23 protein-coding genes, 1 pseudogene and 1 other annotated feature are annotated in these 23,106 nt (G+C 65.9%); of the genes and pseudogenes, 8 read left to right on the top strand and 16 right to left on the bottom strand.

Annotated features, from left to right (window positions below; all coding sequences use genetic code 11):
* Positions 1 to 42: 42 nt before the first annotated feature.
* The 7 genes from IE187_RS15135 to IE187_RS15105 all read right to left on the bottom strand — a co-directional run bounded on the left by IE187_RS15135 (position 43) and on the right by IE187_RS15105 (position 7,183).
* On the bottom strand, positions 43 to 804 hold the full coding sequence (locus IE187_RS15135; RefSeq protein WP_189676919.1) for an alpha/beta fold hydrolase: 762 nt from the start codon (positions 802 to 804) through the stop codon (positions 43 to 45).
* Positions 785 to 970, bottom strand: a complete 186-nt coding sequence (locus IE187_RS15130; protein ID WP_229839428.1) for a hypothetical protein — start codon at positions 968 to 970, stop codon at positions 785 to 787. The genes IE187_RS15135 and IE187_RS15130 overlap by 20 nt, the downstream gene beginning before the upstream one ends.
* A 57-nt stretch (positions 971 to 1,027) precedes the next feature.
* Positions 1,028 to 1,549, bottom strand: a complete 522-nt coding sequence (locus IE187_RS15125) for a hypothetical protein (RefSeq protein ID WP_189676918.1) — start codon at positions 1,547 to 1,549, stop codon at positions 1,028 to 1,030.
* The gene (locus IE187_RS15120) at positions 1,549 to 2,577 is read right to left on the bottom strand and encodes an aspartate-semialdehyde dehydrogenase (protein ID WP_189676917.1); all 1,029 of its coding nucleotides are present in this window, start codon (positions 2,575 to 2,577) and stop codon (positions 1,549 to 1,551) included. Before IE187_RS15120 ends, IE187_RS15125 begins: the two co-directional genes overlap by 1 nt.
* A 61-nt stretch (positions 2,578 to 2,638) precedes the next feature.
* Positions 2,639 to 3,355: an MgtC/SapB family protein gene (locus IE187_RS15115; RefSeq protein ID WP_189676916.1), complete on the bottom strand. Its 717-nt coding sequence runs from the start codon at positions 3,353 to 3,355 to the stop codon at positions 2,639 to 2,641.
* A 158-nt stretch (positions 3,356 to 3,513) separates the two neighbouring features.
* Positions 3,514 to 5,742, bottom strand: a complete 2,229-nt coding sequence (locus IE187_RS15110) for a S9 family peptidase (protein ID WP_189676915.1) — start codon at positions 5,740 to 5,742, stop codon at positions 3,514 to 3,516.
* Positions 5,743 to 5,824: 82 nt separating this feature from the next.
* Positions 5,825 to 7,183, bottom strand: a complete 1,359-nt coding sequence (locus IE187_RS15105; RefSeq protein WP_189676914.1) for a DUF418 domain-containing protein — start codon at positions 7,181 to 7,183, stop codon at positions 5,825 to 5,827.
* Positions 7,184 to 7,292: 109 nt separating this feature from the next.
* Between IE187_RS15105 and IE187_RS15100 the strand changes: the two genes are divergently transcribed.
* The 3 genes from IE187_RS15100 (at position 7,293) to IE187_RS15090 (ending at position 10,523) form a co-directional block, all read left to right on the top strand.
* Complete coding sequence (locus IE187_RS15100) at positions 7,293 to 8,144, top strand: alpha/beta hydrolase (protein ID WP_189676913.1); 852 nt, start codon at positions 7,293 to 7,295, stop codon at positions 8,142 to 8,144.
* Positions 8,145 to 8,179: 35 nt separating this feature from the next.
* Positions 8,180 to 8,866, top strand: a complete 687-nt coding sequence (locus IE187_RS15095; RefSeq protein WP_189676912.1) for a pentapeptide repeat-containing protein — start codon at positions 8,180 to 8,182, stop codon at positions 8,864 to 8,866.
* Between the two features lie 52 nt (positions 8,867 to 8,918).
* Positions 8,919 to 8,974: a sequence feature (sul1 is cis-regulatory element that is thought to sense ions involved in sulfur or methionine metabolism; They are found in Alphaproteobacteria), on the top strand.
* A 70-nt stretch (positions 8,975 to 9,044) separates the two neighbouring features.
* Positions 9,045 to 10,523, top strand: coding sequence for a SulP family inorganic anion transporter (locus IE187_RS15090; protein WP_189676911.1), 1,479 nt, complete (start codon positions 9,045 to 9,047; stop codon positions 10,521 to 10,523).
* 72 nt (positions 10,524 to 10,595) lie between these two features.
* Here IE187_RS15090 and rplS read toward each other — a convergent pair whose 3' ends face one another.
* The 4 genes from rplS to IE187_RS15070 are packed head-to-tail and all read right to left on the bottom strand — an operon-like array spanning position 10,596 to position 12,385.
* On the bottom strand, positions 10,596 to 10,988 hold the full coding sequence (gene rplS, locus IE187_RS15085) for a 50S ribosomal protein L19 (protein WP_010186138.1): 393 nt from the start codon (positions 10,986 to 10,988) through the stop codon (positions 10,596 to 10,598).
* A gap of 1 nt (position 10,989) precedes the next feature.
* Positions 10,990 to 11,721, bottom strand: a complete 732-nt coding sequence (gene trmD / locus IE187_RS15080) for a tRNA (guanosine(37)-N1)-methyltransferase TrmD (RefSeq protein ID WP_189676910.1) — start codon at positions 11,719 to 11,721, stop codon at positions 10,990 to 10,992.
* Positions 11,718 to 12,095, bottom strand: coding sequence for a type II toxin-antitoxin system VapC family toxin (locus tag IE187_RS15075; protein WP_133187473.1), 378 nt, complete (start codon positions 12,093 to 12,095; stop codon positions 11,718 to 11,720). Before IE187_RS15075 ends, trmD begins: the two co-directional genes overlap by 4 nt.
* Complete coding sequence (locus tag IE187_RS15070; RefSeq protein ID WP_189676909.1) at positions 12,092 to 12,385, bottom strand: AbrB/MazE/SpoVT family DNA-binding domain-containing protein; 294 nt, start codon at positions 12,383 to 12,385, stop codon at positions 12,092 to 12,094. Before IE187_RS15070 ends, IE187_RS15075 begins: the two co-directional genes overlap by 4 nt.
* A gap of 82 nt (positions 12,386 to 12,467) precedes the next feature.
* On the opposite strand from IE187_RS15070, the gene IE187_RS15065 reads away from it, so the two are divergent.
* A complete protein-coding gene (locus tag IE187_RS15065) occupies positions 12,468 to 13,373 on the top strand; it encodes an NAD(P)/FAD-dependent oxidoreductase (protein WP_189676908.1) in 906 nt (301 codons plus the stop codon).
* Here the strand turns inward: IE187_RS15065 and rimM are convergent.
* From rimM to ffh, 3 genes and pseudogenes are all read right to left on the bottom strand, one after another.
* Positions 13,363 to 13,854 (bottom strand): ribosome maturation factor RimM, encoded by a 492-nt coding sequence (gene rimM, locus IE187_RS15060; RefSeq protein ID WP_189676907.1) that lies wholly within the window; start codon positions 13,852 to 13,854, stop codon positions 13,363 to 13,365. The two genes, IE187_RS15065 and rimM, sit on opposite strands and share 11 nt — an antisense overlap.
* A gap of 140 nt (positions 13,855 to 13,994) precedes the next feature.
* Positions 13,995 to 14,435: pseudogene (gene rpsP / locus IE187_RS15055) on the bottom strand (30S ribosomal protein S16); the annotation flags it as partial.
* Positions 14,436 to 14,477: 42 nt separating this feature from the next.
* Complete coding sequence (gene ffh, locus IE187_RS15050; protein ID WP_189676905.1) at positions 14,478 to 15,965, bottom strand: signal recognition particle protein; 1,488 nt, start codon at positions 15,963 to 15,965, stop codon at positions 14,478 to 14,480.
* A 227-nt stretch (positions 15,966 to 16,192) separates the two neighbouring features.
* Between ffh and IE187_RS15045 the strand changes: the two genes are divergently transcribed.
* The 4 genes from IE187_RS15045 (at position 16,193) to IE187_RS15030 (ending at position 20,891) form a co-directional block, all read left to right on the top strand.
* Positions 16,193 to 17,821, top strand: a complete 1,629-nt coding sequence (locus tag IE187_RS15045; protein ID WP_189676904.1) for a putative bifunctional diguanylate cyclase/phosphodiesterase — start codon at positions 16,193 to 16,195, stop codon at positions 17,819 to 17,821.
* Between the two features lie 159 nt (positions 17,822 to 17,980).
* On the top strand, positions 17,981 to 19,351 hold the full coding sequence (gene mtaB, locus IE187_RS15040; protein WP_189676903.1) for a tRNA (N(6)-L-threonylcarbamoyladenosine(37)-C(2))-methylthiotransferase MtaB: 1,371 nt from the start codon (positions 17,981 to 17,983) through the stop codon (positions 19,349 to 19,351).
* Positions 19,348 to 20,277, top strand: coding sequence for a signal recognition particle-docking protein FtsY (gene ftsY / locus IE187_RS15035; RefSeq protein WP_133187457.1), 930 nt, complete (start codon positions 19,348 to 19,350; stop codon positions 20,275 to 20,277). Before mtaB ends, ftsY begins: the two co-directional genes overlap by 4 nt.
* Entirely contained in the window at positions 20,274 to 20,891 is a 618-nt protein-coding gene (locus tag IE187_RS15030; RefSeq protein WP_189676902.1) for an inner membrane-spanning protein YciB, read from the top strand. The genes ftsY and IE187_RS15030 overlap by 4 nt, the downstream gene beginning before the upstream one ends.
* A gap of 441 nt (positions 20,892 to 21,332) precedes the next feature.
* Here the strand turns inward: IE187_RS15030 and IE187_RS15025 are convergent, their stop codons facing one another.
* Both IE187_RS15025 and pspF read right to left on the bottom strand, forming a co-directional pair.
* Positions 21,333 to 21,938 carry a superoxide dismutase gene (locus tag IE187_RS15025; RefSeq protein WP_189676901.1) on the bottom strand — a complete coding sequence of 202 codons (606 nt, stop codon included), beginning with the start codon at positions 21,936 to 21,938 and terminating at the stop codon, positions 21,333 to 21,335.
* A 64-nt stretch (positions 21,939 to 22,002) separates the two neighbouring features.
* Positions 22,003 to 23,049 (bottom strand): phage shock protein operon transcriptional activator, encoded by a 1,047-nt coding sequence (pspF, locus tag IE187_RS15020; RefSeq protein WP_189676900.1) that lies wholly within the window; start codon positions 23,047 to 23,049, stop codon positions 22,003 to 22,005.
* Positions 23,050 to 23,106 lie beyond the last annotated feature (57 nt).

Genomic DNA, 23,106 nt, shown 5'->3' with positions numbered 1-23,106 from the left:
GTTTTACGTGATGCGGCAATCTGTGCCGCATCCCGCGCCCGGTCAAGCCGCGAGAAACTCTGCGATTGCTGCGCCGAGCTCGGGCTTGAGCACCGCGCTCATATGGTTGCCCGGCACTGACCGGAAGGTCGCATGCCGCATCGCTTCGGCGAGCGCTTCGCCCGAGCCATTGTCGTCGTCATCGACGCCGGTGACAACGAGGGTCGGTGTCTCGATCGCCGCGATCGCTGCGGCGGGCGTATCGACGAAGGTGTCGAGGATGCGCAGCAATGCCACCGGATCGCCGCCCGTGGTCTTGAGGAACGCCTCGGTCAGCCACTCGCTGCTCCCGCGCGCGAAGCTGCCGAGGTTGGTCAGCACGTTGTGGAAATAATGCCCGCGCCCCGAGGTGTGAAGGATGCCCTCGAGCCCCATCCCCGACAGCACCGCGCGTCGCGGCGTCGCGCGATTGGCAAGCATCCGCATCGTCGTACGCCCACCGAGCGAATAGCCCGCGAGATCGTAATCGGAGAGCCCGAGGTGCTCGATCAGCGCGAAGCCGTCGCGCATCAGCACGTCGGGCGGATAGCTGGCGGCATCATGCGGCTTGGCGCTGTGGCCGTGCGCGCGCAGATCGGGCATGATCACGCGGAAACCCGCCGCAGCGATCTTCGCGGCGTGGCCGTATTTAATCCAGTTGATCGTCGCGTTCGAGAAGAAGCCGTGGATCAGCACGACAGGGCGCCCCTCGCCCATTTCGCGCCATGCCAGGCGGGTGTCATCGAAGCTCTCGAAGAACTGCGGTTCAGTCGGGGAGTTTGCCAAGCGCTTTCATCCATCGATCGGCCGTGGAGGGATGATCCGCCACGCGCGTCGTCGTCGGAAGGTCCTTAGTGTCGAGCCATGCCGCGTGCCAAGTCTCGGGCGAGAAATGCTGCATCGGGCGGAAGCGCGACGGGTCGTCGAAGCTGCTGACGGTGATACAGATCATACACGCGGGCTGGGTCTACTGAGCGTGCCCGCGCCGAACCGTCGCATTAGCCGAGCATCATGCGACAGACGGCAGGATGGCGTCCTTCCCGCGATCATGTGCTGTCGACCGATGACATCCCACAAGGTCGAAAAAGGCCCGCGGCGAGTCGTCACGCTGTCCGGCAGCGTCGAAGAAATGCCAGAGATCCAAATTGGGGATCAGCAGATGCGCTGGCGCGGCGCTGCCGCGCTTGGGCAGGCTCGACAAGAAGCGATAGCGGGAATCGAGGAGGAAGAAGTCCAGGTCTCCCCTGCGCTCCACCCGTCGCTGCGCCTCCAAATCTTTCGACCGATCGAGCAATGCGGTCCCGCGGATGTGGCGCCCACCGTCGGTGCCGCCATACCAAGGCAGCCAGTAACTGGTGCGCCCAGTCTTTACGCCGTGGATAGCCACCACCACGCCTTGCGGCCAGTCGTCGTTGATCGGCGCATTTTCGAAATGGAGCGTGACACCCGGATTGCTGCGCAGGACGTAGCGCGCATTCGCGACGGGACACATGTGCACCGCCGCGACTGCCAGCAAACCGAGTCCGATCATCAGTCCCCCTTGTTGAGATACCGCCGCCCGAGCAGCTCCGCGATCTGCACTGCGTTCAACGCCGCACCCTTGCGGAGATTGTCGCTAACGCACCACAAAGACAAGCCATTCTCGACGGTCGAATCCTCGCGCACGCGGCTGATAAAGGTCGCATATTCGCCGACGCATTCGACCGGCGTGACATAGCCACCGTCCTCGCGCTTATCGACCAGCATCACGCCGGGCGCCTCGCGCAGGATCTTCTGCGCCTGTGCAGCCGAGATCTCGTTCTCGAACTCGATGTTGATCGATTCCGAATGCCCGACGAACACCGGCACGCGCACGCAGGTCGCGGTGACCTTGATCTTGGGGTCGAGGATCTTCTTGGTCTCAACCACCATCTTCCACTCTTCCTTGGTCGATCCGTCGTCGAGGAAGCTGTCGATGTGCGGGATCACGTTGAACGCGATCTGCTTGGTGAACTTCTTGGCTTCGGCCGAATCGCCGACGAAGATGTTGCGCGATTGCTCGAACAGCTCGTCCATCCCCGCCTTGCCCGCGCCCGACACCGACTGATAGGTCGAGACGACGACACGCTTGATCTTGGCGAAATCATGCAAGGGCTTGAGCGCCACGACCATCTGCGCGGTCGAGCAGTTCGGGTTGGCGATGATGTTGCGCTTGGTATAGCCCGCGATCGCATCGGGGTTCACTTCCGGCACGATCAGCGGCACGTCGGGGTCCATCCGGTAGAGCGACGAATTGTCGATCACCGTGCAGCCGGCAGCCGCAAAGCGCGGGGCGTGGATCTTGGTCCCTTCCGAGCCGATCGCGAACAGCGCCATGTCCCAGCCGGTCGGGTCGAAATGGTCGATATTCTGGACCTTGAGCTTGCGCCCCGTCTCGCCGAAATCGACCTCGTCGCCCTGGCTGCGCGACGATGCGACGACGGCAATATCGTCGAGCGGGAACTCGCGCTCCGCCAGAATATTGAGCATTTCGCGCCCGACATTGCCCGTCGCGCCCGCGACCACGATCCGATAACCCATAACTTCCTCCAATTCGGAACGCGCCCGTAGCGACATTACGCCGGCGCGTCCAATCGCTTTGCTAATCGTGCGTGCGCGCCTGCCAGGTCGCATGGGTTATTCCATGCACCGTCGCGAGATGATCGGTCAGCGCATCGAGCTCGCTGACCGCTATATTGGTACTGACGAGCTTTGCCACAATCTCCACTCGGTCCTCGCCACGCGAGATGATGTCGAGTTCGGCGACCGGGAGCTGCGCGGTCTCGAGATGCTCGGTCAGCAAGTCGCCCATCGGGCCGGCGTCCTCGGCATCGGTGGTGATCGTCACGCTATACGTCGCCTCGACGCTGCGCCCCTCGAGCGGGATGCGGTTGATGGCGTCGACCAGCGGGCGCAGCATCGTGTTGGCGAGGATGACGAAGCCGGTCAGCAGCACCGCCTCGGCGATCATGTCGCTCCCCGCGATCGCGCCGACTGCGGCCGAGCACCAGAGGGTTGCGGCGGTGTTGAGCCCGCGGACGTTCATCCCCTCCTTCATGATCACGCCCGCGCCGAGGAAACCGATCCCGGAGACGACATAGGCGATGATCCGGATCGACTCGACGTCGCCACCCAAGCGCTGCCCGAGATCGACAAACGCCGCCGAGCCAAGCGCGACGAGCGCGTTGGTGCGCAGGCCCGCGGTCCGCTGGCGATACTGGCGCTCTGCGCCGATCAGCGTGCCGAGGATGAAGGCCGCGACGTAGCTGACGACGGTGTCGAGGAACGGCCAGAGGTGGAAGGTGGTGAGGAACCGCATGATGATGGCCGCCCTAGCCCGATTGTCTCGCTACCGCCTCCCCGGCGAAGGCCGGGGCCCAGGAGCGAAGGTAGAGGTAACGGAGCGCAGCCGCTCGCATGCTCTCGTGTCGCTCCTGGGCCCCGGCCTTCGCCGGGGAAGTATCAGCGCCGTTATTCTTACTTCTTGTCCTTCACGTTGCGATCGAGGAACGTCAGGATCGTCCCCCACAGATGCTCGCTGATCCCCGGCCCACCCACACGGTGGGTATAGCCCGGGTAGAACATCATCTCGAACGGCGTCGCGGTCGCCTGCATCCGTGCCGCAAACGCCGTCGAGTTGGTGAAGACGACGTTGTCGTCGGCCATGCCGTGGATCAGCAGCAGCGGATCCTTGATGTCGGGCGCCTTGCCGAGCGCGTCCGACGCAAGATAGGCCTGCTTGTCCGCCACCGGCGAGCCCATGTAGCGCTCGGTATAGTGGGTGTCGTACTGCTCCCATTGCGTCACCGGCGCGCCCGACACGCCGGCGGCATAGACGCCCTGGTTCGCCTCGAGCATCTTGAGCGTCATGTAGCCGCCATACGACCAGCCATAGATCGCAACCTTGGCCGGATCGACGAACGGCTGGCTCTTGATGAACTTCGCGCCCGCAAGCTGGTCGGCGACCTCGACCGTCCCCATCGCGCGGTAGATGTGATCCTCGAACGCCTTGCCGCGATTGTACGAGCCGCGATTGTCGATCTGGAAATAGATATAGCCGTGCTGCACCAGGTACTGCGGCAACGCGCCGCCCCAGCCGCGCGTGACCTGCTGCCCGGTGCCGGGGCCGCCATAATGCTGGAAGAAGACCGGATATTTCTTCCCCGGCTCGAGCGGCGGGGTGATCATCTCGTAATAGAGCTCGGTACCGTCGTCGGCCTTGATCGTGCCGAACTTGGTCTGCTGGTGGCTGGCGAGATACGGGTAGTATGGATGCCCTGGCTTGATCGCATTCTCGTTGATCCACGACAGCCGCTTGCCGTCGACGTCGGCGAGATAGACCTGCGTCGGCTGGGCCGCGCTCGAGCGCGAGACGATAATCCGCGTCGCGGCGTCGTCCATCGTGCCGTTGTTCCACCAGCCGGCTTCGGTGAGGCGCGTGATTACGTTCGGGCGCGCGATGTCGACCGAATAGAGATGCTGCTCGAGCACGCCGTCCTTGTTGCCCGTGAAGAACAGCCGGCCCTTGGCCTCGTCGACGCCGAGCAGCGCCTGGACGACCCAGTCGCCCTTGGTCAGCGCGGTCCACTGGCCCTTGTTGAAGCGGTAGAGATGGCCGAAGCCGGTCCGCTCCGAACGCCAGATCAAGCTCCCGTCCTTCATAGGACGATAGGCGTCGGACAAATTGAGCCAGCTGCGTGTGCCCGATTTCTCGGTGAACAGCACCGTGGCCTTGCCCGTCGCAGGATCGACCTTGAGCATGTCGAGCGTCTTCTGGTCGCGGCTCTCGCGCTGGACGAGCAGCGCGCTGCCATCGGGCGTCCAGTCGACGCGTGCGAGATAGATGTCGGGGTTAGTGCCGAGATCGACCTTTACCTTCCCCGACCCGTCCGCCTTCATCACGTACAGCGCGACCGCGACGTTGGGCGTGCCCGCGGCGGGATAGCGCTGGTCATAGACCTTGGTCCCGTTCGCCCCGATCGCGGCGCGCGTGACGATCCCGACGGGCGCCTCGTCGAAACGCTCGACCGCGATGTGGCTGTCGGCAGGCGACCACCAATAGCCCGTGCGCCGGTCCATTTCTTCCTGAGCGACGAACTCCGCCTCGCCCCAATGCACCATGCCACCGCCATCGCTGCTGACCGCGCGCGCATCGCCGCCGCCGAGCGGCTGGACGAAGAGGTTCTGCCCCCGCACGAAGCTGACGAAGCCCCCCTTCGGGCTGATCACCGGGTTGAGCGCGCCGTCGCCCGGCGCGTTGGTCAGCCGCCGCGTGGTGCCGTCGAGCCCGGCGAGATACAGGTCGCCGTCGATCGGCACCAATATCGTCTTGCCATCGGGCGCCCAATCATAGGTCACGATCCCCTTCGAGCCCGCGATGCGCGCGCGCTCGCGCTGCATCTTCTCGGCTTCGGACAGCTCGGCCCCCGAGCCGACCTTCTTCGAATCGACCAGCATCCGCTCGACGCCGGTGCGCGTGTCGCGCGCCCACAGGTCGAAGCGCTCCTTCTCCTCGGCGCGCGGGCGCAGCGAGGTGAGCAGCGTGCCATCGGGCGAGAGCTTGACGCCGCGTGGCTGGACGCCCGAGAGATCGGGGCTGCCGAACACCGCTTTCAGCGTCAGCGGGGTGGCGACGGGATCAGCAGCCATGGCCGGCACCGCCGCACAGGCGAGCATCACGCCCGCAAAAGCCCAACTCGCCCGCATCCCGCATCTCCAGTCCCTGTCGCGCCCCAGACGGGCGGTGGAGCGCGCTTATCGCGGGCCCCGCGCGCCAGGTAAAGGGACGTTACGCGAGTGCCGGCGCGCCCTCGGCCTGCGGCGCGCGCGGACGCTTGCGCCATGGCAGCACGCGCTGCTCGACCAGCGACCGCCACGCCCATTCGACCGGCGCGATGTCGTACTGCCGCACCCACAGGTTCGCGCCGACCAGCAGCACCGCGTCGATCACCAGCGCGGTTACCATCAGCGGCCCCCAACTCATCTTGCCGTACAGGCCGAGCACGAACGGCGGATACAGCACCCACAGGCAGATCAGCGTTTGTGCGATGTAGATCGACAGCGCGGTCCGCCCCGCCGCAACGAAGGGCCGCAACAGCCGCGCGCCGAACACGGTCGAGACGAGCAGGTTGATCAGCGCGACATGCCCGAGCGTCATTGCCTGACGCGCAATCTCGTAGCTCGCCCAGAAGGTGTAGGGGCCGTTGCCGAACTGCATCTGCTCGTGCGCGCCGATCATGCGAAGCGGGATCCCGACACCATAGGCGATGACTGCCATCCAGACATAAAAGCGCCGCGACCGCCGCCCCTGCAGGATGCCGAGCTTGTAGAGCGCCGCGCCGAGCAGCATCACGCTCGCCGCCTCCCAGACGAACAGCACTTCGAGAAATTGCGATTCTATGTCGAGAAAGCTGTGCCATTGCGCCGCTGCCCAGGTCGCGAAGGTGCCGGTCCGCGCGGCGTCCTCCGCCGCAATGTCGCTGCGCGATTTGGCCTTGGTCTCGGCGCGCTTCTTGGTCTTCTCGGCCTTGTTCTTGAGCAGCTTGCGCTCGTCGGCGGTCGGCTTGGCACCGGCCGCGACCTTGGCCTCGATCGCAGCGACCTGCGCACGCGTCTGCAGCGTCTGATAATAGCCGAAATAGCCGCCGCCGACGAGCTGGAACAGCGCGAGCGTCAGCCCGATCATGATTAGCAGCCGCGGCCGCAACCGCCGGAACAGGAACGCCACCAACGCCGCCAGTCCATAGGTGTGCAGGATGTCGCCAGGCCAGAGCAGGATGAAGACATGGACGAGTCCGAAGGCGAACAAGATCAGGTTGCGGACATAGTAGCGTCGCAGCACGACCCTTTCGCCTGCCCGTTCGGCGACACGGTCGGTCAGGATCACCATCCCCGCGCCGAACAGCATCTCGAGCATGCAGCGCGCGGTGCCGTTGGCGAACACCTCGCGCAGCCACCACGCCACCTGATCGCTCGCCGACCAGCCGAGATGGCGGATGTCGTCGAACGAGGCATAGAGCGACTGCCCCATGTCGTTGATGTTCATGAACAGGATGCCGAGGATCGCGACGCCCCGCAGGATATCGAGCACCGCGATGCGCGGCGCGCCATCGGGTTCGGCGGCAGTGGTGATCGCGACGTCGGACATGTTTCCCCCCATGGCCTCAAATCGCGCAAAGTATAGCGCGATGACGTGTGTTATGCAAGCATTACACGATCCCGCTTTCGGAAGGAAAGCCGCGCCGCGAGGGTATCCGATGCAACAGAGAAGAATTCGTCTGGTCGCGCTCGGCGCCGCGCTCCTCGTCGCGGCGGCAAGCCCCGTGTCGAGCCAGTTGATCCATGACCGGATCTACCCCGCGCCGACCGCCCCGATCGCCGCGGCGCCGCTCCCAGCGGGCGCGCAGCGGGTAACGCTGACGACGAGCGACGGCCTCGCCATCACCGGCGCCGAAATCGCACCGCGGCCGGGCAGGCCGACGCTGCTTGTCTTCCACGGCAATGCGTCGAGCGCGATGAGCTCGCTCGACTGGTTCGCACCATTGATCGCCGCGGGCTATGGCGTGGTCGCCGCCGAATATCGCGGCTATTCGGGCAATCCCGGCCGAGCCGACGAAGCCGGCCTCGGGCGCGATGCCGACGCGTTCTACGCCGAGGCCAAGCGCCTTGCCGGCAGCGACCGCGTGATCGTCGTCGGCCACAGCCTCGGCGGCGGTGTCGCGTTCGGCCTCGCCATGCGGCAAAAGCTCGACGCGCTGGTGACGATCGGCACCTTCACCGGCCTGCGCGCGATGGCACCCAAGATCGCGCGCAGCTTCATCGCCGATCGCTACGACAATCTCGCTGCGGTGCCCAGGCTCGACGAGCCGTATTTCCTGATCCACGGCCTCGCCGACGACACCGTCCCCGCCGCGATGGGGCAAGAACTCCACAAGGCCGCGTTCCTCGCCAAGCGCGACGGCTTCAGCGCAGTGATCCGCGGTGCCGACCACCATCCCGACGGCGCGGTGGTGACGGCGATCATCGAGGCAATCGCCGCGCGCCTCGACCATCCCGACGCCCCCACCCCGCCGCTGCCCGACACCGTCAAGCTGATCGCGTTTCGCTAGGTCGCGCTGCGCGGCGCATCGGGCTAGGAGGAGCGATGACCGCCCCACTCCCCACCGTGTCGCGCGAAGAACCGCTGCAACGCGCCGACCTCGAACGCCTCATCGCGAACGGCCCGCAGTATCTCCTCGACTGCGACCTCGACGACGCCGACCTGTCGGGGCTCGATCTGTCGCACTGGCGCTTCGAGCGGTGCAGCCTGCGCCGCGCCGATCTATCGGGCGCGCGGCTCGAGGCGACGGCGTGGATCTCGTGCCGCGCCGCCTTCGCGCAGTTCACCCGCGCCGATCTCGCCGAGGCGCGCTTCGAGGCGAGCGATCTCAACAACGTGAGCCTGCGTGGTGCCAAGCTGACCGCCGCCAGCTTCGAGCGCTGCAAGCTCACCGGCGCCGACCTGTCCGACGCCAAGGCGTTCGACCTGCGCCTCGACGAAGTGCTGCTGATCAACGCCAAGCTGCCCAATTTCTCCTTCCGCAAGCAGACGCTGCGCAAGATCGACTTCGGCCAGGCCGATCTGCGCAAGAGCGACTTCCGCGCGGCGGTGTTCGAGGCGTGCAGCCTGCGCGACGCAGGGGTCGCGGGATGCCGCTTCGACGGCGCCGACCTGCGCGGCTGTGATCTCGGCGGGATCGCTTTGGTCGATGCGCGCCAGTTCCGCGGCGCGACGATCTCGCGCGAGCAAGCCGGGCAGTTGCTGGGAGAATTGGGCCTCCGCGTCCTTTAGCGGCCCACCGTGTTGCGCCGCAGCACAAACCGCAGTACCTAGAGCGCACTCGCAAGGACCCGGTGCAAATCCGGGTGGCTATTCCGGCCGCCGATCCGCCGGACAACGCACATCGCATTCTTTTTTCGACGCCGCTCTCGACAGACGGCGCAGCTGCGATTTCTGCGGACACTTTTTTATGAATAGCACTCCCCTTTCCCGGTATCGCGCCGAATGGTTCAGCGGCATCGGTGGCGCCCGGCGCGACCTCCTCGCCGGTCTGGTCGGCACCTTTGCCTTGATCCCCGAAGTCATCGCCTTTTCGTTCGTCGCCGGGATCGACCCCGAAGTCGGCCTGTTCGCCTCGTTCGTGATCGGCATCGTCCTCGCCTTTGTCGGCGGGCGCCCAGCGATGATCTCGGGCGCCGCCGGATCGGTCGCTCTCGTCGCGGCGGCGCTGGTGCACGGCCACGGCCTGCAATTCCTGCTCTACGCGACGGTGCTCGCCGGCCTGCTCCAGATCGCGTTCGGGCTGCTCAAGCTCGATGTGCTGCTGCGCTTCGTCTCGCGCTCGGTGCGGACGGGCTTCGTCAACGCGCTCGCGATCCTGATCTTCTCGGCGCAGGTGCCGCAGATGCTCGGCGTCACCTGGCACACCTATGCGATGATCGCGGGTGGCCTGGCGATCATCTACCTCGTGCCCCGCATCACGACCGCGATCCCCTCCCCGCTGATCTGCATCGTCGTGCTGACCGCGATCAGCATCGCCTTCCCGATGCCGATCCACACCGTCGCCGATCTCGGTCGGCTCCCCACATCCTTGCCCGCGTTCGCCTTGCCGAACGTCCCGCTCGACTGGGCGACGCTGCGGATCGTCGCGCCCTACGCCTTCGCGATGGCCGCGGTCGGCCTGCTCGAATCGATGATGACCGCGAGCGTCGTCGACGATCTCACCGACACCGCCAGCTCCAAGGCGCGCGAGTGCGGCGGGCTCGGGCTCGCAAATGTCGCGGCCGGGCTGTTCGGCGGGATCGCGGGCTGCGGCATGATCGGCCAGACCGTCGGCAATGTCCGCTATGGCGGCCGCGGGCGGCTGTCGACGCTCGCGGCGGGCCTGTTCCTGCTCGTCATCATGGTGCCGCTCCGCCCCTGGGTCGCGCAGGTGCCCGTCGCGGCGCTCGTCGCGATCATGATCATGGTGTCGATCAGCACCTTCTCGTGGAGCTCGCTCGCCGATCTGGCGCGGCATCCCAAGGTCTCGGGCGTCGTCATGCTCGCGACTGTTGTGGTTACCGTCGTGACGCACGATCTTTCCGCCGGCGTCGGCGTAGGCGTTCTGCTCAGCGGCGTATTCTTCGCCTTCAAGGTGACCAAGCTGCTGCGCGTCGACACGACGTTCGATCCCGCGACCGATACGCGCATCTACACCGTGTCAGGGCAGGTCTTCTTCGCCAGCGCCGAGATCTTCGCCGATCAGTTCGACCTGCGCGATACGGCGCGGACCGTCCGCATCGACCTGACGCATGCGCATCTGTGGGACGTGACCGCGGTCGGCACGCTCGAGGATCTGGTCACCAAGATGCGGCGCCACGGGACGATCGTCGAGCTGATCGGCCTGAACCAGGCAAGCGCGATCCTGGTCGACCGGCACGCGCCGCTGGTCCGCGCCGAGGCCTAAGCCCAAACAAAAAGGGCGCGGGGATCGAAATCCCCGCGCCCTTTCCTATGCCTTGCGGCGCTTGCGATCCGATTACTCGGCGGCAGCGACCGTCTTGGCCGGACGCGTGTCGCGACGCTCGGCGATACGCGCCGACTTGCCGGTGCGGCCACGCAAGTAATACAGCTTCGCACGACGCACCGCGCCCTTGCGGACGACTTCGATGCTGTCGATGTTCGGCGAATACAGCGGGAAAACGCGCTCGACGCCTTCACCGAACGAAATCTTCCGTACGGTGAAGTTCGAACCCATGCCCTTGTTCGAACGCGCGATGCACACGCCTTCGTAGTTCTGGACGCGGGTGCGCTCGCCTTCGACCACCTTCACGCCGACCTTCAGCGTATCGCCGGGGCGGAATTCGGGGATCTTCTTGTTCTCGAGAAACTTGGCGATGTTCTCGGCTTCGATCGTCTGGATGAGATTCATCTCATGCGTCCTTCTTCGTTCGTCGCGCGCCAGAGGGCGACTGGACCCGAGCACCCTCATGGCGCTCCCAGAGATCCGGCCGCCTTAGCCGTGTTTCGGTCTCGGCCATGTGCTTGCGCCATGCCGAAATCCTCGCATGATCCCCCGATCGCAACACTTCGGGGATCGTGCGCCCTTCCCATTCATAAGGTCGGGTGTACTGCGGGTATTCGAGCAGCCCCGTTTCGAAGCTCTCGTCCACGCCACTGTGAGCCGCGCCCATTACGCCGGGGAGCAGCCGAATGCAAGCATCGAGCAGGACCATCGCGCCCATCTCGCCGCCCGACAATATATAGTCGCCGATCGACACTTCCTCGATCTCGCGCGCGGCGAAGATGCGTTCGTCGAAGCCCTCGAAGCGCCCGCAGAGGATGGTGACGCCGGGACCTTCGGCGAGTCTGCGCACGCGCGCCTGCGTGAGCGGCGCGCCGCGCGGCGTCATCGCGAGCAGCGGGCGTCCGGCGGAGACGCTGTCGATCGCTGCGGCGAGGATATCGGGGCGCAGCACCATCCCCGCCCCGCCGCCCGCCGGCGTGCCATCGACCGTGCTGTGCTTGTCGGTCGCGAAATCGCGGATGTTGCGCGCGTCGAGGCTCCATTTGCCCTCACCGAGCGCGCGGCCTGCGAGCGACAGGCCAAGCGGTCCGGGGAACATCTCGGGGTAGAGCGTGAGGATAGTCGCGGCGAAGGTCATGCCAGCGTCCAATCCTCGACACAAAGATCGGGAATACCCTTAAAGTCACGGACATTCCCGGTGACAATGGTCAGCTTGCAAGCAAGAGCGTGCGCCGCGATCAGCCTGTCGTAGCTTGCCCGAACGAAGGGAAGCGCTGCATAAATCCGAGCCGATGCCTGATCGAACGGCAGTACCGGGATGCTCTCCAGAAACGCGTCGATAATGTCGAGCGGCGGCGGCTTGCCATTCATCGCGCCATGCGCGACCTCGGCATAGGCAATCGCCGACGTAACCATATCATCCTCGTCGCACATCGCCATCCGCTCCCGCAACCGAGAACTCGATGCCGAAATCGCTGCGATGATGATATTGCTGTCGAGAAGATACTTCACGCTCCAGGTTCGACCGGCGCAAGCCAATCAGGATCGTCCGACAGCAAGGTGCGATGCTCAAAAACGCGATCTTCGCTCGCGATGGGCTTCAGGTCGAGATGTTGGCCGATACCCCACACCTTATCGATATTGAACTTACGCTTGGGGATGTTGACCGGCTCGACGATGAAGCTGCCGCGATCCTCACGCACTTTCATCTCCATGCCCTCCTTCACGCCCAACGCCTTCGGCAATCGCAGCGCGACCGAGTTGCCGGACTTGAAGGTTTTAGCAGTGTATTCGTCGCCCATCTCAAACTCCGTATATACAAGGCGTATATACATTCCGCAAACCCGTCAAGGAACGCCCTGCTCGCTCGCGCGTATCGCAGCCATGGACGATTGCATCATCATCGGCGCCGGTCCCGCCGGCCTTACCGCCGCGATCTACCTCGCGCGTTTTCATCTGAAGATCAGGCTCTTCGATTGCGGCAGCAGCCGCGCGGCGCTGATCCCGCGGACGCACAACCATGCCGGCTATCCCGGCGGGATCAAGGGCACCGAACTGCTCCGCTTGATGCGCGAACAAGCGGCCGAATTCGGCGCACTGCGCGAAGAGGCCGAGGTCACCGCGATCGTCCGCCGCGGCGACGATTTCACCGTCGAGATCGAAGGCCGCAGCTTCCCTACGCGTTCGGTGCTGCTGGCAACCGGTGTGGTCAACCTCCGCCCGACGATGGACGACGCCGTGCACGACGCAGCGCTCGAACGCGGCCTGATCCGCTATTGCCCGATCTGCGATGGCTATGAGGTCACCGACAAGCGCGTCGGCATCGTCGGCACGGGCACGCACGGCATGAAGGAGGCGCTGTTCCTGCGCGGCTATACCCGCGACGTCACGCTGATCGCCCCCGGCGGCGCGCACGAGCTCGACGACAGCTGCCGCGCCAAGCTTGATGAAGCGGGCATCGTCCACCGCGACGGGCCTTGCACGCCGATCGAGGTCCAAGGCGATCAGATCGTCGTCACCACGCCCGACGGCGCGCTCAGCTTCGACAGCATCTATCCCGCGCTCGGCTCGACGATCCGCTCGCACCTGGCGGTCGCGGCGGGCGCCAACGCAACCGACGAGGGCTGTCTAGAGGTCGACGACCACCAGCGCACCTCGATCCCCGGCCTGTTCGCGGCAGGCGATGTCGTGAAAGGGCTCGACCAGATCAGCCACGCGATGGGCGAAGCCGGCGTCGCCGCGACGACGATCCGCAATTTGCTCGACGAGCGGAAGCCGCTCAGACGATAAAGCCGACTTCGACGACGAGCTTTTCGGCATCCCATTCGGGCACCGCGTCGGCGTTCATCGGGATCATGAAGCGCTTGCCCGGCTTGCCGTCCTCGGACGGCCGTTCGATTTCGATCACGTCGCCCGCACCGAAATCGTCGATCGCGACGACGTGGCCGAGCGCCTCGCCCGTGGTCGAAACCGCAGGCAAGCCCAGCAAATCGGTGTGATAATATTCGCCGTCCTCGAGCGGCGGCAGCGCCGAGCGCGGTACGGTCAACTCGGTCCCGCGCAAGGCCTCGGCCTTATTGCGGTCGGTCACTTCGGCGATCCGCGCGATCATGCCGTTGCTGCCGTGGCGCACCGACTTCAACGACAGCGTGCCGCCGTTGAAGTCGGTATACGCGGCAAGATCCTCGGTGAAGACCTTGAGACGGACCTCCCCCGTCACGCCGTGCGCGCCGATGATGACGGCGAGCGTGACGGGGTTGTCCTGTTGCATCAGCCGTTCGCCGGGGTTTCTTCCGAGGTCGCCTCAGCAACGGCTTCGGCTTCCGGGGTCGGGGTTTCGGTAGCGGCTTCTACTTCCGAAGCGACGACAGCTTCGGTCTCGGCCTGGCTGGCAGCGGCAGCGGCTTCAGCAGCCTCGGCAGCGGCAGTGGCCTTGGCCTCTTCCGCAGCGGCAGCGGCTGCAACCTTGGCTTCTTCCTCGGCGGCGGCTGCTGCGACCTTGGCGGCCTCGGCATCGTCGAGCTTCTTCTGGCGCTCTTCGACGCGCTCGACGGCCTTCTCGCCGGGCTTGCCCTTGTTCGGGTTGTTGCGGGCAGCGCGCTCGCGCACACCCTTCACGTCGAGGAAGCGGGCGACGCGGTCGGTCGGCTGCGCGCCGACGCCGAGCCAGTAGGTTGCGCGATCGGCGTCGAGCACGATGCGCTTCTCGTCATCCTTGGCGAGCAGCGGGTTGTAGGTGCCGATCTTCTCGATGAACTGGCCATCGCGCGGTGCGCGCGCATCGGCGACGACGATGCGGTAATACGGGCGCTTCTTGGAACCGCCGCGCGAAAGACGAATGCTGACTGCCATGATAGAGTACCTTCTTGCTTTAATCTGTTGATCGGGTTGAACTTATTTCTTCTTGAGCAAATTCTCGAAGCCGGGGGGAAGCTTGGTCTGGCCGCCGCCGAGGCCGGGAAGACCACCCCCGCCGCCGCTCAGCATCTTGGCCGGGTCGATCCCGCCCATTCCGCCGAGCGCACCGCCGAGGCCACCCATGCCGCCGCCACCGCCGAACATCTTGGCCATGCCGGCAAGGCCGCCCATCTTCTTGATCTTCTTCATGGCGTTGGCCATTTCCTGGTGCATCTTCAGGAGCTTGTTGACGTCCTGCACGGTCGTCCCCGAGCCCTTGGCGACGCGGATCTTGCGCTTGGCGTTGAGCAGCTCGGGCTTGCGCCGCTCCTTCGCGGTCATCGAGGTGATGATCGCGTCCATCCGAACGAGCACCTTCTCGCCGCCGACCTGATCGACCATGCCCTTGGCCTTGCCCATGCCCGGGATCATGCCCGCCAGCGCGCCGATGCCGCCCATCCGCTGCATCTGCTTGAGCTGCGCGCGCAGATCGTCGAGATCGAACTGCCCCTTGGCCATTTTGGCGGCCATCTTCTCGGCGTCTTCGACCTGGATCGCTTCGGCCGCGCGCTCGACGAGACCGACCACGTCACCCATGCCGAGGATGCGGCCGGCAACGCGCTTGGGATCGAACGCCTCGAGCGCGTCGAGCTTTTCGCCCATGCCGGCGAACTTGATCGGCTTGCCGGTGACGGCGCGCATCGACAATGCCGCACCGCCGCGCGCATCGCCGTCCATCCGGGTCAGCACGATGCCGGTCAGCGGCACCTGCTCGGAGAAGTTCTGCGCGACGTTGACGGCGTCCTGGCCGGTCAGCGAGTCGACGACGAGCAGGATCTCGTTCGGCTTGGCGACGTCGGCGACGGCGCGCATCTCGTCCATCAGCGCCTGGTCGACGTGGAGACGACCCGCGGTGTCGAGCATCAGGACGTCATAGCCCTGCAACTTCGCCGCCTGCACAGCGCGCCGCGCGATATCGACCGGCTGCTGGCCCGCCACGATCGGCAGCGTCGCGACTTCGGCCTGCGTGCCGAGCACCGCGAGCTGTTCCTGCGCGTTCGGGCGATTGACGTCGAGCGACGCCATCAAGACCTTCTTGCCCTGCCGCTTGGCGAGCCGCAGCGCGATCTTCGCAGTGCTGGTCGTCTTACCCGAGCCCTGCAGGCCGACCATCATGATGATCGCCGGCGGCGTCACGCCGAGTTCGAGCTCGGCCGCCTCGGCGCCGAGCATCTCGGTCAGCGCATCGCTGACGATCTTGACGACTTGCTGCCCCGGCGTGACCGAACGCAGCACGTTCTGGCCGACCGCAGCTTCGGTAACCTTGTCGACGAAATCGCGTGCCACCGGCAGCGCGACGTCGGCCTCGAGCAGCGCGACTCGCACTTCGCGCATCGCGCCGCGCACATCTGCCTCGGTGAGCGCACCGCGCCCCCGCAACCGATCGAACACACCGCCAAGACGGTCGCTCAGGCTCTCGAACATCCGAAAAAACCCTTCCAAAACATCGCGTCCGCACCGTAACGCAAAGAACGCCGGCGGACGAAACCTCGTCGGCCGGCGTAGCCCCATGGGGCAGCCCTCACGCTCCAGTGCAGGAACGATCGGCGCGCCCTACGCCGTTTCGATGCGTCGCGCAACCGTCGGGCTTAACGCGATCTACACGGCTGTCGTGACAAGAGACAGGTTCAGTGTGGGGTGGACAGCTTTCTATGACGGTCGAGATACGTGGCGAACCGAGCGACGCGGGCAGCTCTGCCCCGCCCAAACGCCGCGAGATCCTCAACGGCGCGATCACGGTCGCCTCGATCCTGCTGTTCGTCGGGACCGGCAGCTCGGTACTGTCGACCACCGTCCGGCGCTATTTCTACGGCGGCGAAGGGCCCGACCAGACGCTGGTGATCGCGCTGCTGCTCAACGTCGCGCTGATCCTGTTCGGCTGGCGCCGCCACCGCGAGCTCGCGCATGAAGTGACGATCCGCACCGCCGCGGAGGAGCGCGCGCAGATGCTCGCCGCCAAGGATCCGCTCACGGGCTTCCTCAACCGCCGCAGCCTGGCCGAGGAAGGCGCCGCGATGTTCGTGCGTGCGCAGGCGCGCAACAAGGCGATGGCGCTGCTGATGCTCGATCTCGACCATTTCAAGATGGTCAACGACATGCACGGCCACGCGACCGGCGACGCGCTGCTCCAGCAGGTCGCGCTGCAGATCGCCGAGGCGATGCCGAGCGTCGCGCTCACCGCGCGCTTCGGCGGCGACGAATTCGCGTGCGCCTTCCTGTTCGATGCGGCCCACCCGGCGACCGTCGAGCGGATCGCCGAAAAGCTCGTCAGCCAACTCGCCCAGCCGTTCCGGATCGAGGGGTTGCAGCTGCACATTTCGGTCTCGGTCGGCATTTCGCGCTCGGACTTCGATTGCGCGAGCATCGACGCGCTGATGCGCTCGGCCGACATCGCGATGTACGCCGCCAAGAATTCGGGCCGCAACCGCTTCGCCTGGTTCGACCTGTCGATGGAGCGCGAGCTGCAGGCCCGCAACGAGCTCGAAGTGGGCTTGCGCAACGCGATCCCGCGCCAGGAGATCGTCCCCTATTTCGAGCAGCAGATCGATCTCACGACGGGCCGGCTGAGCGGGTTCGAAGTGCTGGCGCGCTGGGAACATGCGACGCGCGGGCTGATCGTACCCGACACCTTCATCCCGATCGCCGAGGAAACCGGGATGATCGCCGATCTCTCGCTGTCGCTGATGCGCCAGGCGTTCCTCGCCGCGAAGGATTGGGACGCGGCGCTGTCGCTGTCGGTCAACATCTCGCCGAGCCAACTGCGCGATGCGTGGCTCGCGCAGAAGATCATCAAGGTGCTGACCGAGACGGGCTTCCCCGCCAGTCGGCTCGAGATCGAGATCACCGAGACCGCGTTGTTCGACAATCTCCCGCTCGCGCAATCGATCGTCGGCAGCCTCAAGAACCAGGGGATCCGGCTCGCGCTCGATGATTTCGGGACGGGCTATTCGTCGCTCGCACATTTGCGCGCGCTGCCGTTCGACCGGATCAAGATCGACAAGAGCTTCATCATGTCGATGACCGAGAACACCGAAAGCGCCGCGATCGTCACCGCGATCACGCGGCTCGGTGACAGCCTCAATTTGCCGATCACCGCAGAAGGGATCGAGGATATCGCGGTCGAGGAGCGGCTGCGCGGGCTCGGTTGCGGGAAGGGCCAGGGCTATCTCTACGGACGCCCGACGAGCATCGCCAACACGCGGCGACTGCTCGCCGAGCGGCGCTTGTTGCAGAACGCGGCGAGCGAAGCGGGCGAGCCCGACGAACGCCGCGCGGGCTGACCTCTCACCCCCCTCCCTGAAAAGGAGGGGCTGGGGGTGGGTCGGCCGGTGGAGAGGTCGACGCCAGCCTTAGGCCGACCCACTCCCGCGCCCTCCCTTCCGCCGCCGCGACGCGCGATCCATGGACTTACCGCCCCACGCCCCCTAGATCGCGACGCAATGCCCGAACCGCAGATCATCTCCCTCGGCTGTCGCCTCAACATCGCCGAAAGCGAAGCGATCCGCGCGCTTGTTGGCGGGCGGGATCTGGTCGTCGTCAACAGCTGCGCCGTCACCAACGGCGCGGTCGCCGAGACGCGCAAGGCGATCCGCCGCGCGCGTGCCGAGCGGCCATCGGCGCAACTGGTCGTGACGGGCTGCGCCGCGCAGATCGACCCGGCGAGCTTCGCTGCGATGCCCGAGGTCGACCGCGTGCTCGGCAACGCCGAGAAACTGACGGCGCAAGCGTGGGCAGCCCCCGATCCGGTGATCGTCGGCGATATCCTCCGCGTCCGCGAAACCGCCCCGCACCTGGCCCCCGCTTTCGCCGCGCACGCCCGCGCCTTCGTCGAAGTACAGAACGGCTGCGACCATCGCTGCACCTTCTGCGTGATCCCCTACGGCCGCGGCAACAGCCGCTCGGTCCCGGCCGGCGCGGTGATCGACCGGATCGCAGCGCTGGTCGATGCCGGCCACCGCGAGATCGTGCTGACCGGCGTCGACCTCACCAGCTACGGGCCCGATCTGCCCGGCGCGCCGAGCCTCGGGCAGCTGGTCGAGCGGATCCTCCGCCACGTTCCCGCGCTCGAACGGCTGCGGCTATCGTCGCTCGACGGGATCGAGATCGACGATCGCCTGTTCGCGCTGCTGACGCAGGAGCCGCGCCTGATGCCGCACGTCCACCTCTCGCTCCAGGCGGGCAACGATCTGATCCTCAAGCGGATGAAGCGCCGCCATTCGCGTGCCCAAAGCGTCGCGCTGGTCGAACGCCTCAAGGCGGCGCGCGCCGACATCACGATCGGCGCCGACCTGATCGCCGGCTTCCCGACCGAGGACGACGCGATGTTCGCCGACACGCTCGCGCTGATCGACGATTGCGACGTCGTCCACGCGCACATCTTCCCCTATTCGGAGCGCGACGGCACGCCTGCCGCGCGGATGCCGGCGGTGCCCGTGCCCGTCCGCAAGGCGCGCGCGGCGCTGCTGCGCGAAGCTGGCGCGCGGCGCAAGGCGGTGTGGCTGCGCGGGCTGATCGGCACGACGCAGGACGTGCTGGTCGAGCGACCGGGCGATCGCGGCCATACGCCCGGTTTCGCCGAGGTGCGCTTCGACACGCGGGCAGTCGGGGTGGTGCAGACCGTTCGCATCATCGACACCAACGGCAGCACGCTTCGCGCCATTCCCCTCCCCGCTTCCCCGGCGCAGGCCGAGGCCCAGTCGTGGAACGGCCGTGGGGAAGTCCAGCCCGCACCAACATCCGCCATTTCTCCTGGGCCCCGACCTTCGCCGGGGAAGGAAAATCCGTTGCAGTTGCAAGAGATCATCGCATGACCCCCACTTGGCACGACAAACTCCTCGGCGGGTTCAAGCGCACCTCCGACCGTCTGCTCGGCAATCTCGCCGGGCTCGGCACGGGCCCGCTCGACCGCGCGACGCTCGACGAGATCGAGGAAGCGCTGATCGCATCCGACCTCGGCCCGCAGACCGCCGCGCGCATCCGCCACCGCCTGTCGACCGGCGTGTTCGAGCGCGACATGGAGGATCTCGGCATCCGCCTCGTCGTCGCCGAGGAGATCGAGAAGGTGCTCGATACGGTCGCCAAGCCGCTCGAAATCACCGGCTTCCCGCGCCCGCACGTTATCCTGGTGATCGGCGTCAACGGCTCGGGCAAGACGACGACGATCGCCAAGCTCGCGCATCTGCTCAAGGAACAGGATTATGGCGTGATGCTCGCCGCCGGCGACACCTTCCGCGCCGCCGCGATCGGCCAGCTCGCCACCTGGGCCGAGCGCGCCGGCGTGCCGATCATCTCGGGGAAAGAAGGCGGCGACGCGGCGGGAATCGTCTATGAGGCGGTCAAGCAGGCGACCGCCACCGGCATCGACGTGCTGATCGTCGACACCGCCGGGCGCCTCCAGAACAAGCGCGAGCTGATGGACGAACTCTCGAAGATCCGCCGCGTGCTCGGCCGGCTCAACGTCGACAGCCCGCACGACGTGCTGCTCGTGCTCGACGCGACCACCGGCCAGAACGCGCTCAGCCAGATCGAGGTGTTCAAGAAGGATGCCGGCGTCACCGGGCTCGTGATGACCAAGCTCGACGGCACCGCACGCGGCGGCGTGCTCGTCGCGGCGGCCGAGCAATACGGCCTGCCGATCCACGCGATCGGCGTCGGCGAGGGCATGGGCGATCTGCGCCCGTTCGACGCGAACGAGGTTGCGCGGATCATCGCCGGCGTGGAAGGGGTCCGCAAATGACCCCTACCTCCCCCAAGAAGCCGCTCGGCGCCGGGCAGCGCCTGGCGATCGACATCGGCCCGATCGCGATCTTCTTCCTCGTCAATTTCCTGACGCCCGGGATCGACATGGTCAAACTGATCGCGGGGACGACCGCGTTCATGATCGCGAGCATCGCGGCGATGATCTATTCGCTCGTCCGCTCGGGCCGGATCTCGCCCATGTTGTGGCTGACGGGCACGCTGGTGCTCGTGTTCGGCGGGCTGACGCTCTATTTCCACAATAAGGAATTCATCCAGATCAAGCCGACGGTCATCTACGCGATGCTCTCGGCGATTCTGGTCTTCGGGCTGCTGACCGGACGGCCGCTGCTCAGCCTGTTCCTCGAAGCTGCCTATCCCGGCTTGAACGAGACCGGCTGGCGCAAGCTGACGATCAACTGGGCGCTGTTCTTCGCCTTCCTCGCGGTGATCAATGAAATCGTCCGCCACGAATTCAGCTACGCCTTCTGGCTTGGCTTCAAGCTGTGGGGCGTGATCCCGCTGACCTTGATCTTCGCCTTCGCCAATGTCCCGATGCTGATGAAGCACGGCTTCAACACGCAAGATGATCCGCCCGTCCCGCCAGTGGAGTGATTCGCGCAGATTAAGCCACCTGAGCGTCACCCCGGGCTTGTCCCGGGGTCCACCGGGATGCCCGTTCTGCGCCCGAAGTGCGTGCGACACGGTAGACCCCGGGACAAGCCCGGGGTGACGTGGAGAGTTAGACCATACCTGCAAATCGCGGGGGAGAGCGCGTTCGCTCGATCCCCCGCACGATCGTGTCGCCGTTGCCGGTTTTGACCGGCGGCCCCTCATCCGTCGTTTGTGTTCTGATCCGGCGCTACGACAGCGCTTTAGCTATACCAGCCGCGCAAACAAAAAAAAACCGGTCTTTCGACCGGCCGTGAAAGTTTTAGGAGAGGATGCCTGAAAGGCACACTCTTTGTGCACTGCAGCAGGATCCTTAGCAACTGCAATGTACGCGCTACCACCTGCACCGCGTGCAACTGTAATCGTTTGAACCGCCGCTGTGGCTCAGGCCGCGTCGAAACGCTTGCCGGCTTCGTCCCAGTTCACCACGTCCCACCACGCCTTCAGATAGCCCGGACGGTCGTTCATGTAGGTGAGGTAATAGGCATGCTCCCACACGTCGTTGGCGAGGATCGGCGTGCCCTTGTCCTTGGCGTCGTCCATCAGCGGGTTGTCCTGATTCGGCGTCGAGACGACCTTGAGTGCGCCGCTCTCGTCCTTGATCACCCACGCCCAGCCCGAACCGAACTGGCCGGCACCCTTGGTGTTGAAATCGTCCTTGAGCTTGTCGAGGCCGCCATAGGCGTCGATCGCCTCGGCGAGCGCGCCAGACGGCTGGGTCGAGCCGGCCGGGCCCATGATCTTCCAGAAGAAATCGTGGTTCCAGAAACCGCCGCCATTGTTGCGCACGAGCGGCGGCAGCGTCGAGATCATGCCGAGGATTTCCTCGATCGTCTTGCCCTCGAGCTTCGGGTCGGCGGCGACGCCTTCGTTGAGCTTGTTGGTATAGGCCGCATGATGCTTGTCATGATGGAAGGTCATCGTCTCTTTCGAGATCGTCGGCTCCAGCGCGTCATAGGCATAAGGCAGCGGGGGAAGTTCGAAAGCCATGGGTCTTCTCCTGTAAAGCTCGATACGCAAACGTCAGGCCCGGCAAATGGGTCCCGCTCGCTCGTTACGCAACCGATTCTGTCGCCGCGCCCGAAATCAGCCCGTGGCGCTTCAGCGCGTGGCGCAACTGGTCGTAACTGAGGCCCAGCGCCTCGGCGGTCGCGCGCTGGTTGAAGCGGTTCTCGGCCATCGCCGTCTGCAGCATCTCGCACTCGAACCGCGCGAGCCGCGCCTTGTAATCCATCGGTTCCGCGGCTGCCGCGGACGGCGGCGCTGCGACGGGCGGTGCCGCTGGTGCGACTGCGCTGGGCTCGACAAGCGACACCATTGTCGCCGGCCGGTGCGGCGAGTGAAACGGGTCGAACTGGATCGCGTCGATCGGCCCGTCCAGATCCCAGCGATAGACCGCACGCTCGACGACGTTGCGCAGCTCGCGCACATTGCCCGGCCATTGGTACGCGACGAGCGCCGCTTCGGCCGGTTTGGTGAAGCCCGGCCAATGGTCGCGCCCGAGTTCGGACGCCATGCGCCGGCCGAAATGCTCGGCCAGCACCAGAATGTCGTCCACGCGCGCGCGCATCGGCGGCAACGTCACCACCTCGAAGCTCAGCCGGTCGAGCAGATCGGCACGAAACTGGTGCCGCGCGACCTTGTCGGGCAAATGCTCGTTGGTCGCCGCCACGATGCGGACGTCGACGCGCATCGGCCGCGACGAACCGATCCGCGTCACCTCGCCATATTCGACCGCGCGCAACAGCCGGTCCTGCGCCGCCATCGACAGCGTGCCGAGCTCGTCGAGGAATAGCGTGCCGCGATGCGCCTCCTCGAAGCGCCCTGCCCGCGCCTTGGTCGCGCCGGTGAAGGCGCCCGCCTCGTGCCCGAACAGCTCGGCCTCGATCAGCGTTTCGGGCAGCGCCGCGCAATTCATGATGACGAGCGGCTGGTCCCAGCGCGGGCTCAGGCGATGCAGGCGCTCGGCGACGAGTTCCTTGCCCGTCCCGCGCTCGCCGATGACGAGTACCGGCCGGTCGAGCGCCGCCGCGCGGCTGGCGAGTTCGAGCGCGTCGAGAAACGCGCCCGATTGTCCGATTACCTGGGTCGTTCGCTCCATTCCCAACGCTTGGCGTAAAATCCCAAGCCTTGGCAAGTGTGTTTTTCAACTACCACA

Source organism: Sphingomonas glacialis, assembly GCF_014653575.1.
GTDB lineage: Bacteria > Pseudomonadota > Alphaproteobacteria > Sphingomonadales > Sphingomonadaceae > Sphingomonas > Sphingomonas glacialis.
The sequence above is the reverse complement of the archived record's forward strand: the minus strand, read 5'-3'. Positions and strand labels throughout refer to the sequence as shown.

Coding starts and splice junctions, on each gene's coding strand:
- trmD (WP_189676910.1), bottom strand. CDS start 11,721: ATGACCTTCGCCGCGACTATCCTCACGCTCTACCCCGAGATGTTCCCC.
- IE187_RS15030 (WP_189676902.1), top strand. CDS start 20,274: ATGACCCCTACCTCCCCCAAGAAGCCGCTCGGCGCCGGGCAGCGCCTG.
- IE187_RS15025 (WP_189676901.1), bottom strand. CDS start 21,938: ATGGCTTTCGAACTTCCCCCGCTGCCTTATGCCTATGACGCGCTGGAG.
- ffh (WP_189676905.1), bottom strand. CDS start 15,965: ATGTTCGAGAGCCTGAGCGACCGTCTTGGCGGTGTGTTCGATCGGTTG.
- IE187_RS15045 (WP_189676904.1), top strand. CDS start 16,193: ATGACGGTCGAGATACGTGGCGAACCGAGCGACGCGGGCAGCTCTGCC.
- ftsY (WP_133187457.1), top strand. CDS start 19,348: ATGACCCCCACTTGGCACGACAAACTCCTCGGCGGGTTCAAGCGCACC.
- rimM (WP_189676907.1), bottom strand. CDS start 13,854: ATGCAACAGGACAACCCCGTCACGCTCGCCGTCATCATCGGCGCGCAC.
- IE187_RS15125 (WP_189676918.1), bottom strand. CDS start 1,549: ATGATCGGACTCGGTTTGCTGGCAGTCGCGGCGGTGCACATGTGTCCC.
- IE187_RS15095 (WP_189676912.1), top strand. CDS start 8,180: ATGACCGCCCCACTCCCCACCGTGTCGCGCGAAGAACCGCTGCAACGC.
- pspF (WP_189676900.1), bottom strand. CDS start 23,049: ATGGAGCGAACGACCCAGGTAATCGGACAATCGGGCGCGTTTCTCGAC.
- IE187_RS15065 (WP_189676908.1), top strand. CDS start 12,468: ATGGACGATTGCATCATCATCGGCGCCGGTCCCGCCGGCCTTACCGCC.
- IE187_RS15100 (WP_189676913.1), top strand. CDS start 7,293: ATGCAACAGAGAAGAATTCGTCTGGTCGCGCTCGGCGCCGCGCTCCTC.
- IE187_RS15070 (WP_189676909.1), bottom strand. CDS start 12,385: ATGGGCGACGAATACACTGCTAAAACCTTCAAGTCCGGCAACTCGGTC.
- IE187_RS15130 (WP_229839428.1), bottom strand. CDS start 970: ATGATCTGTATCACCGTCAGCAGCTTCGACGACCCGTCGCGCTTCCGC.
- IE187_RS15105 (WP_189676914.1), bottom strand. CDS start 7,183: ATGTCCGACGTCGCGATCACCACTGCCGCCGAACCCGATGGCGCGCCG.
- rplS (WP_010186138.1), bottom strand. CDS start 10,988: ATGAATCTCATCCAGACGATCGAAGCCGAGAACATCGCCAAGTTTCTC.
- IE187_RS15090 (WP_189676911.1), top strand. CDS start 9,045: ATGAATAGCACTCCCCTTTCCCGGTATCGCGCCGAATGGTTCAGCGGC.
- mtaB (WP_189676903.1), top strand. CDS start 17,981: ATGCCCGAACCGCAGATCATCTCCCTCGGCTGTCGCCTCAACATCGCC.
- IE187_RS15115 (WP_189676916.1), bottom strand. CDS start 3,355: ATGCGGTTCCTCACCACCTTCCACCTCTGGCCGTTCCTCGACACCGTC.
- IE187_RS15120 (WP_189676917.1), bottom strand. CDS start 2,577: ATGGGTTATCGGATCGTGGTCGCGGGCGCGACGGGCAATGTCGGGCGC.
- IE187_RS15110 (WP_189676915.1), bottom strand. CDS start 5,742: ATGCGGGCGAGTTGGGCTTTTGCGGGCGTGATGCTCGCCTGTGCGGCG.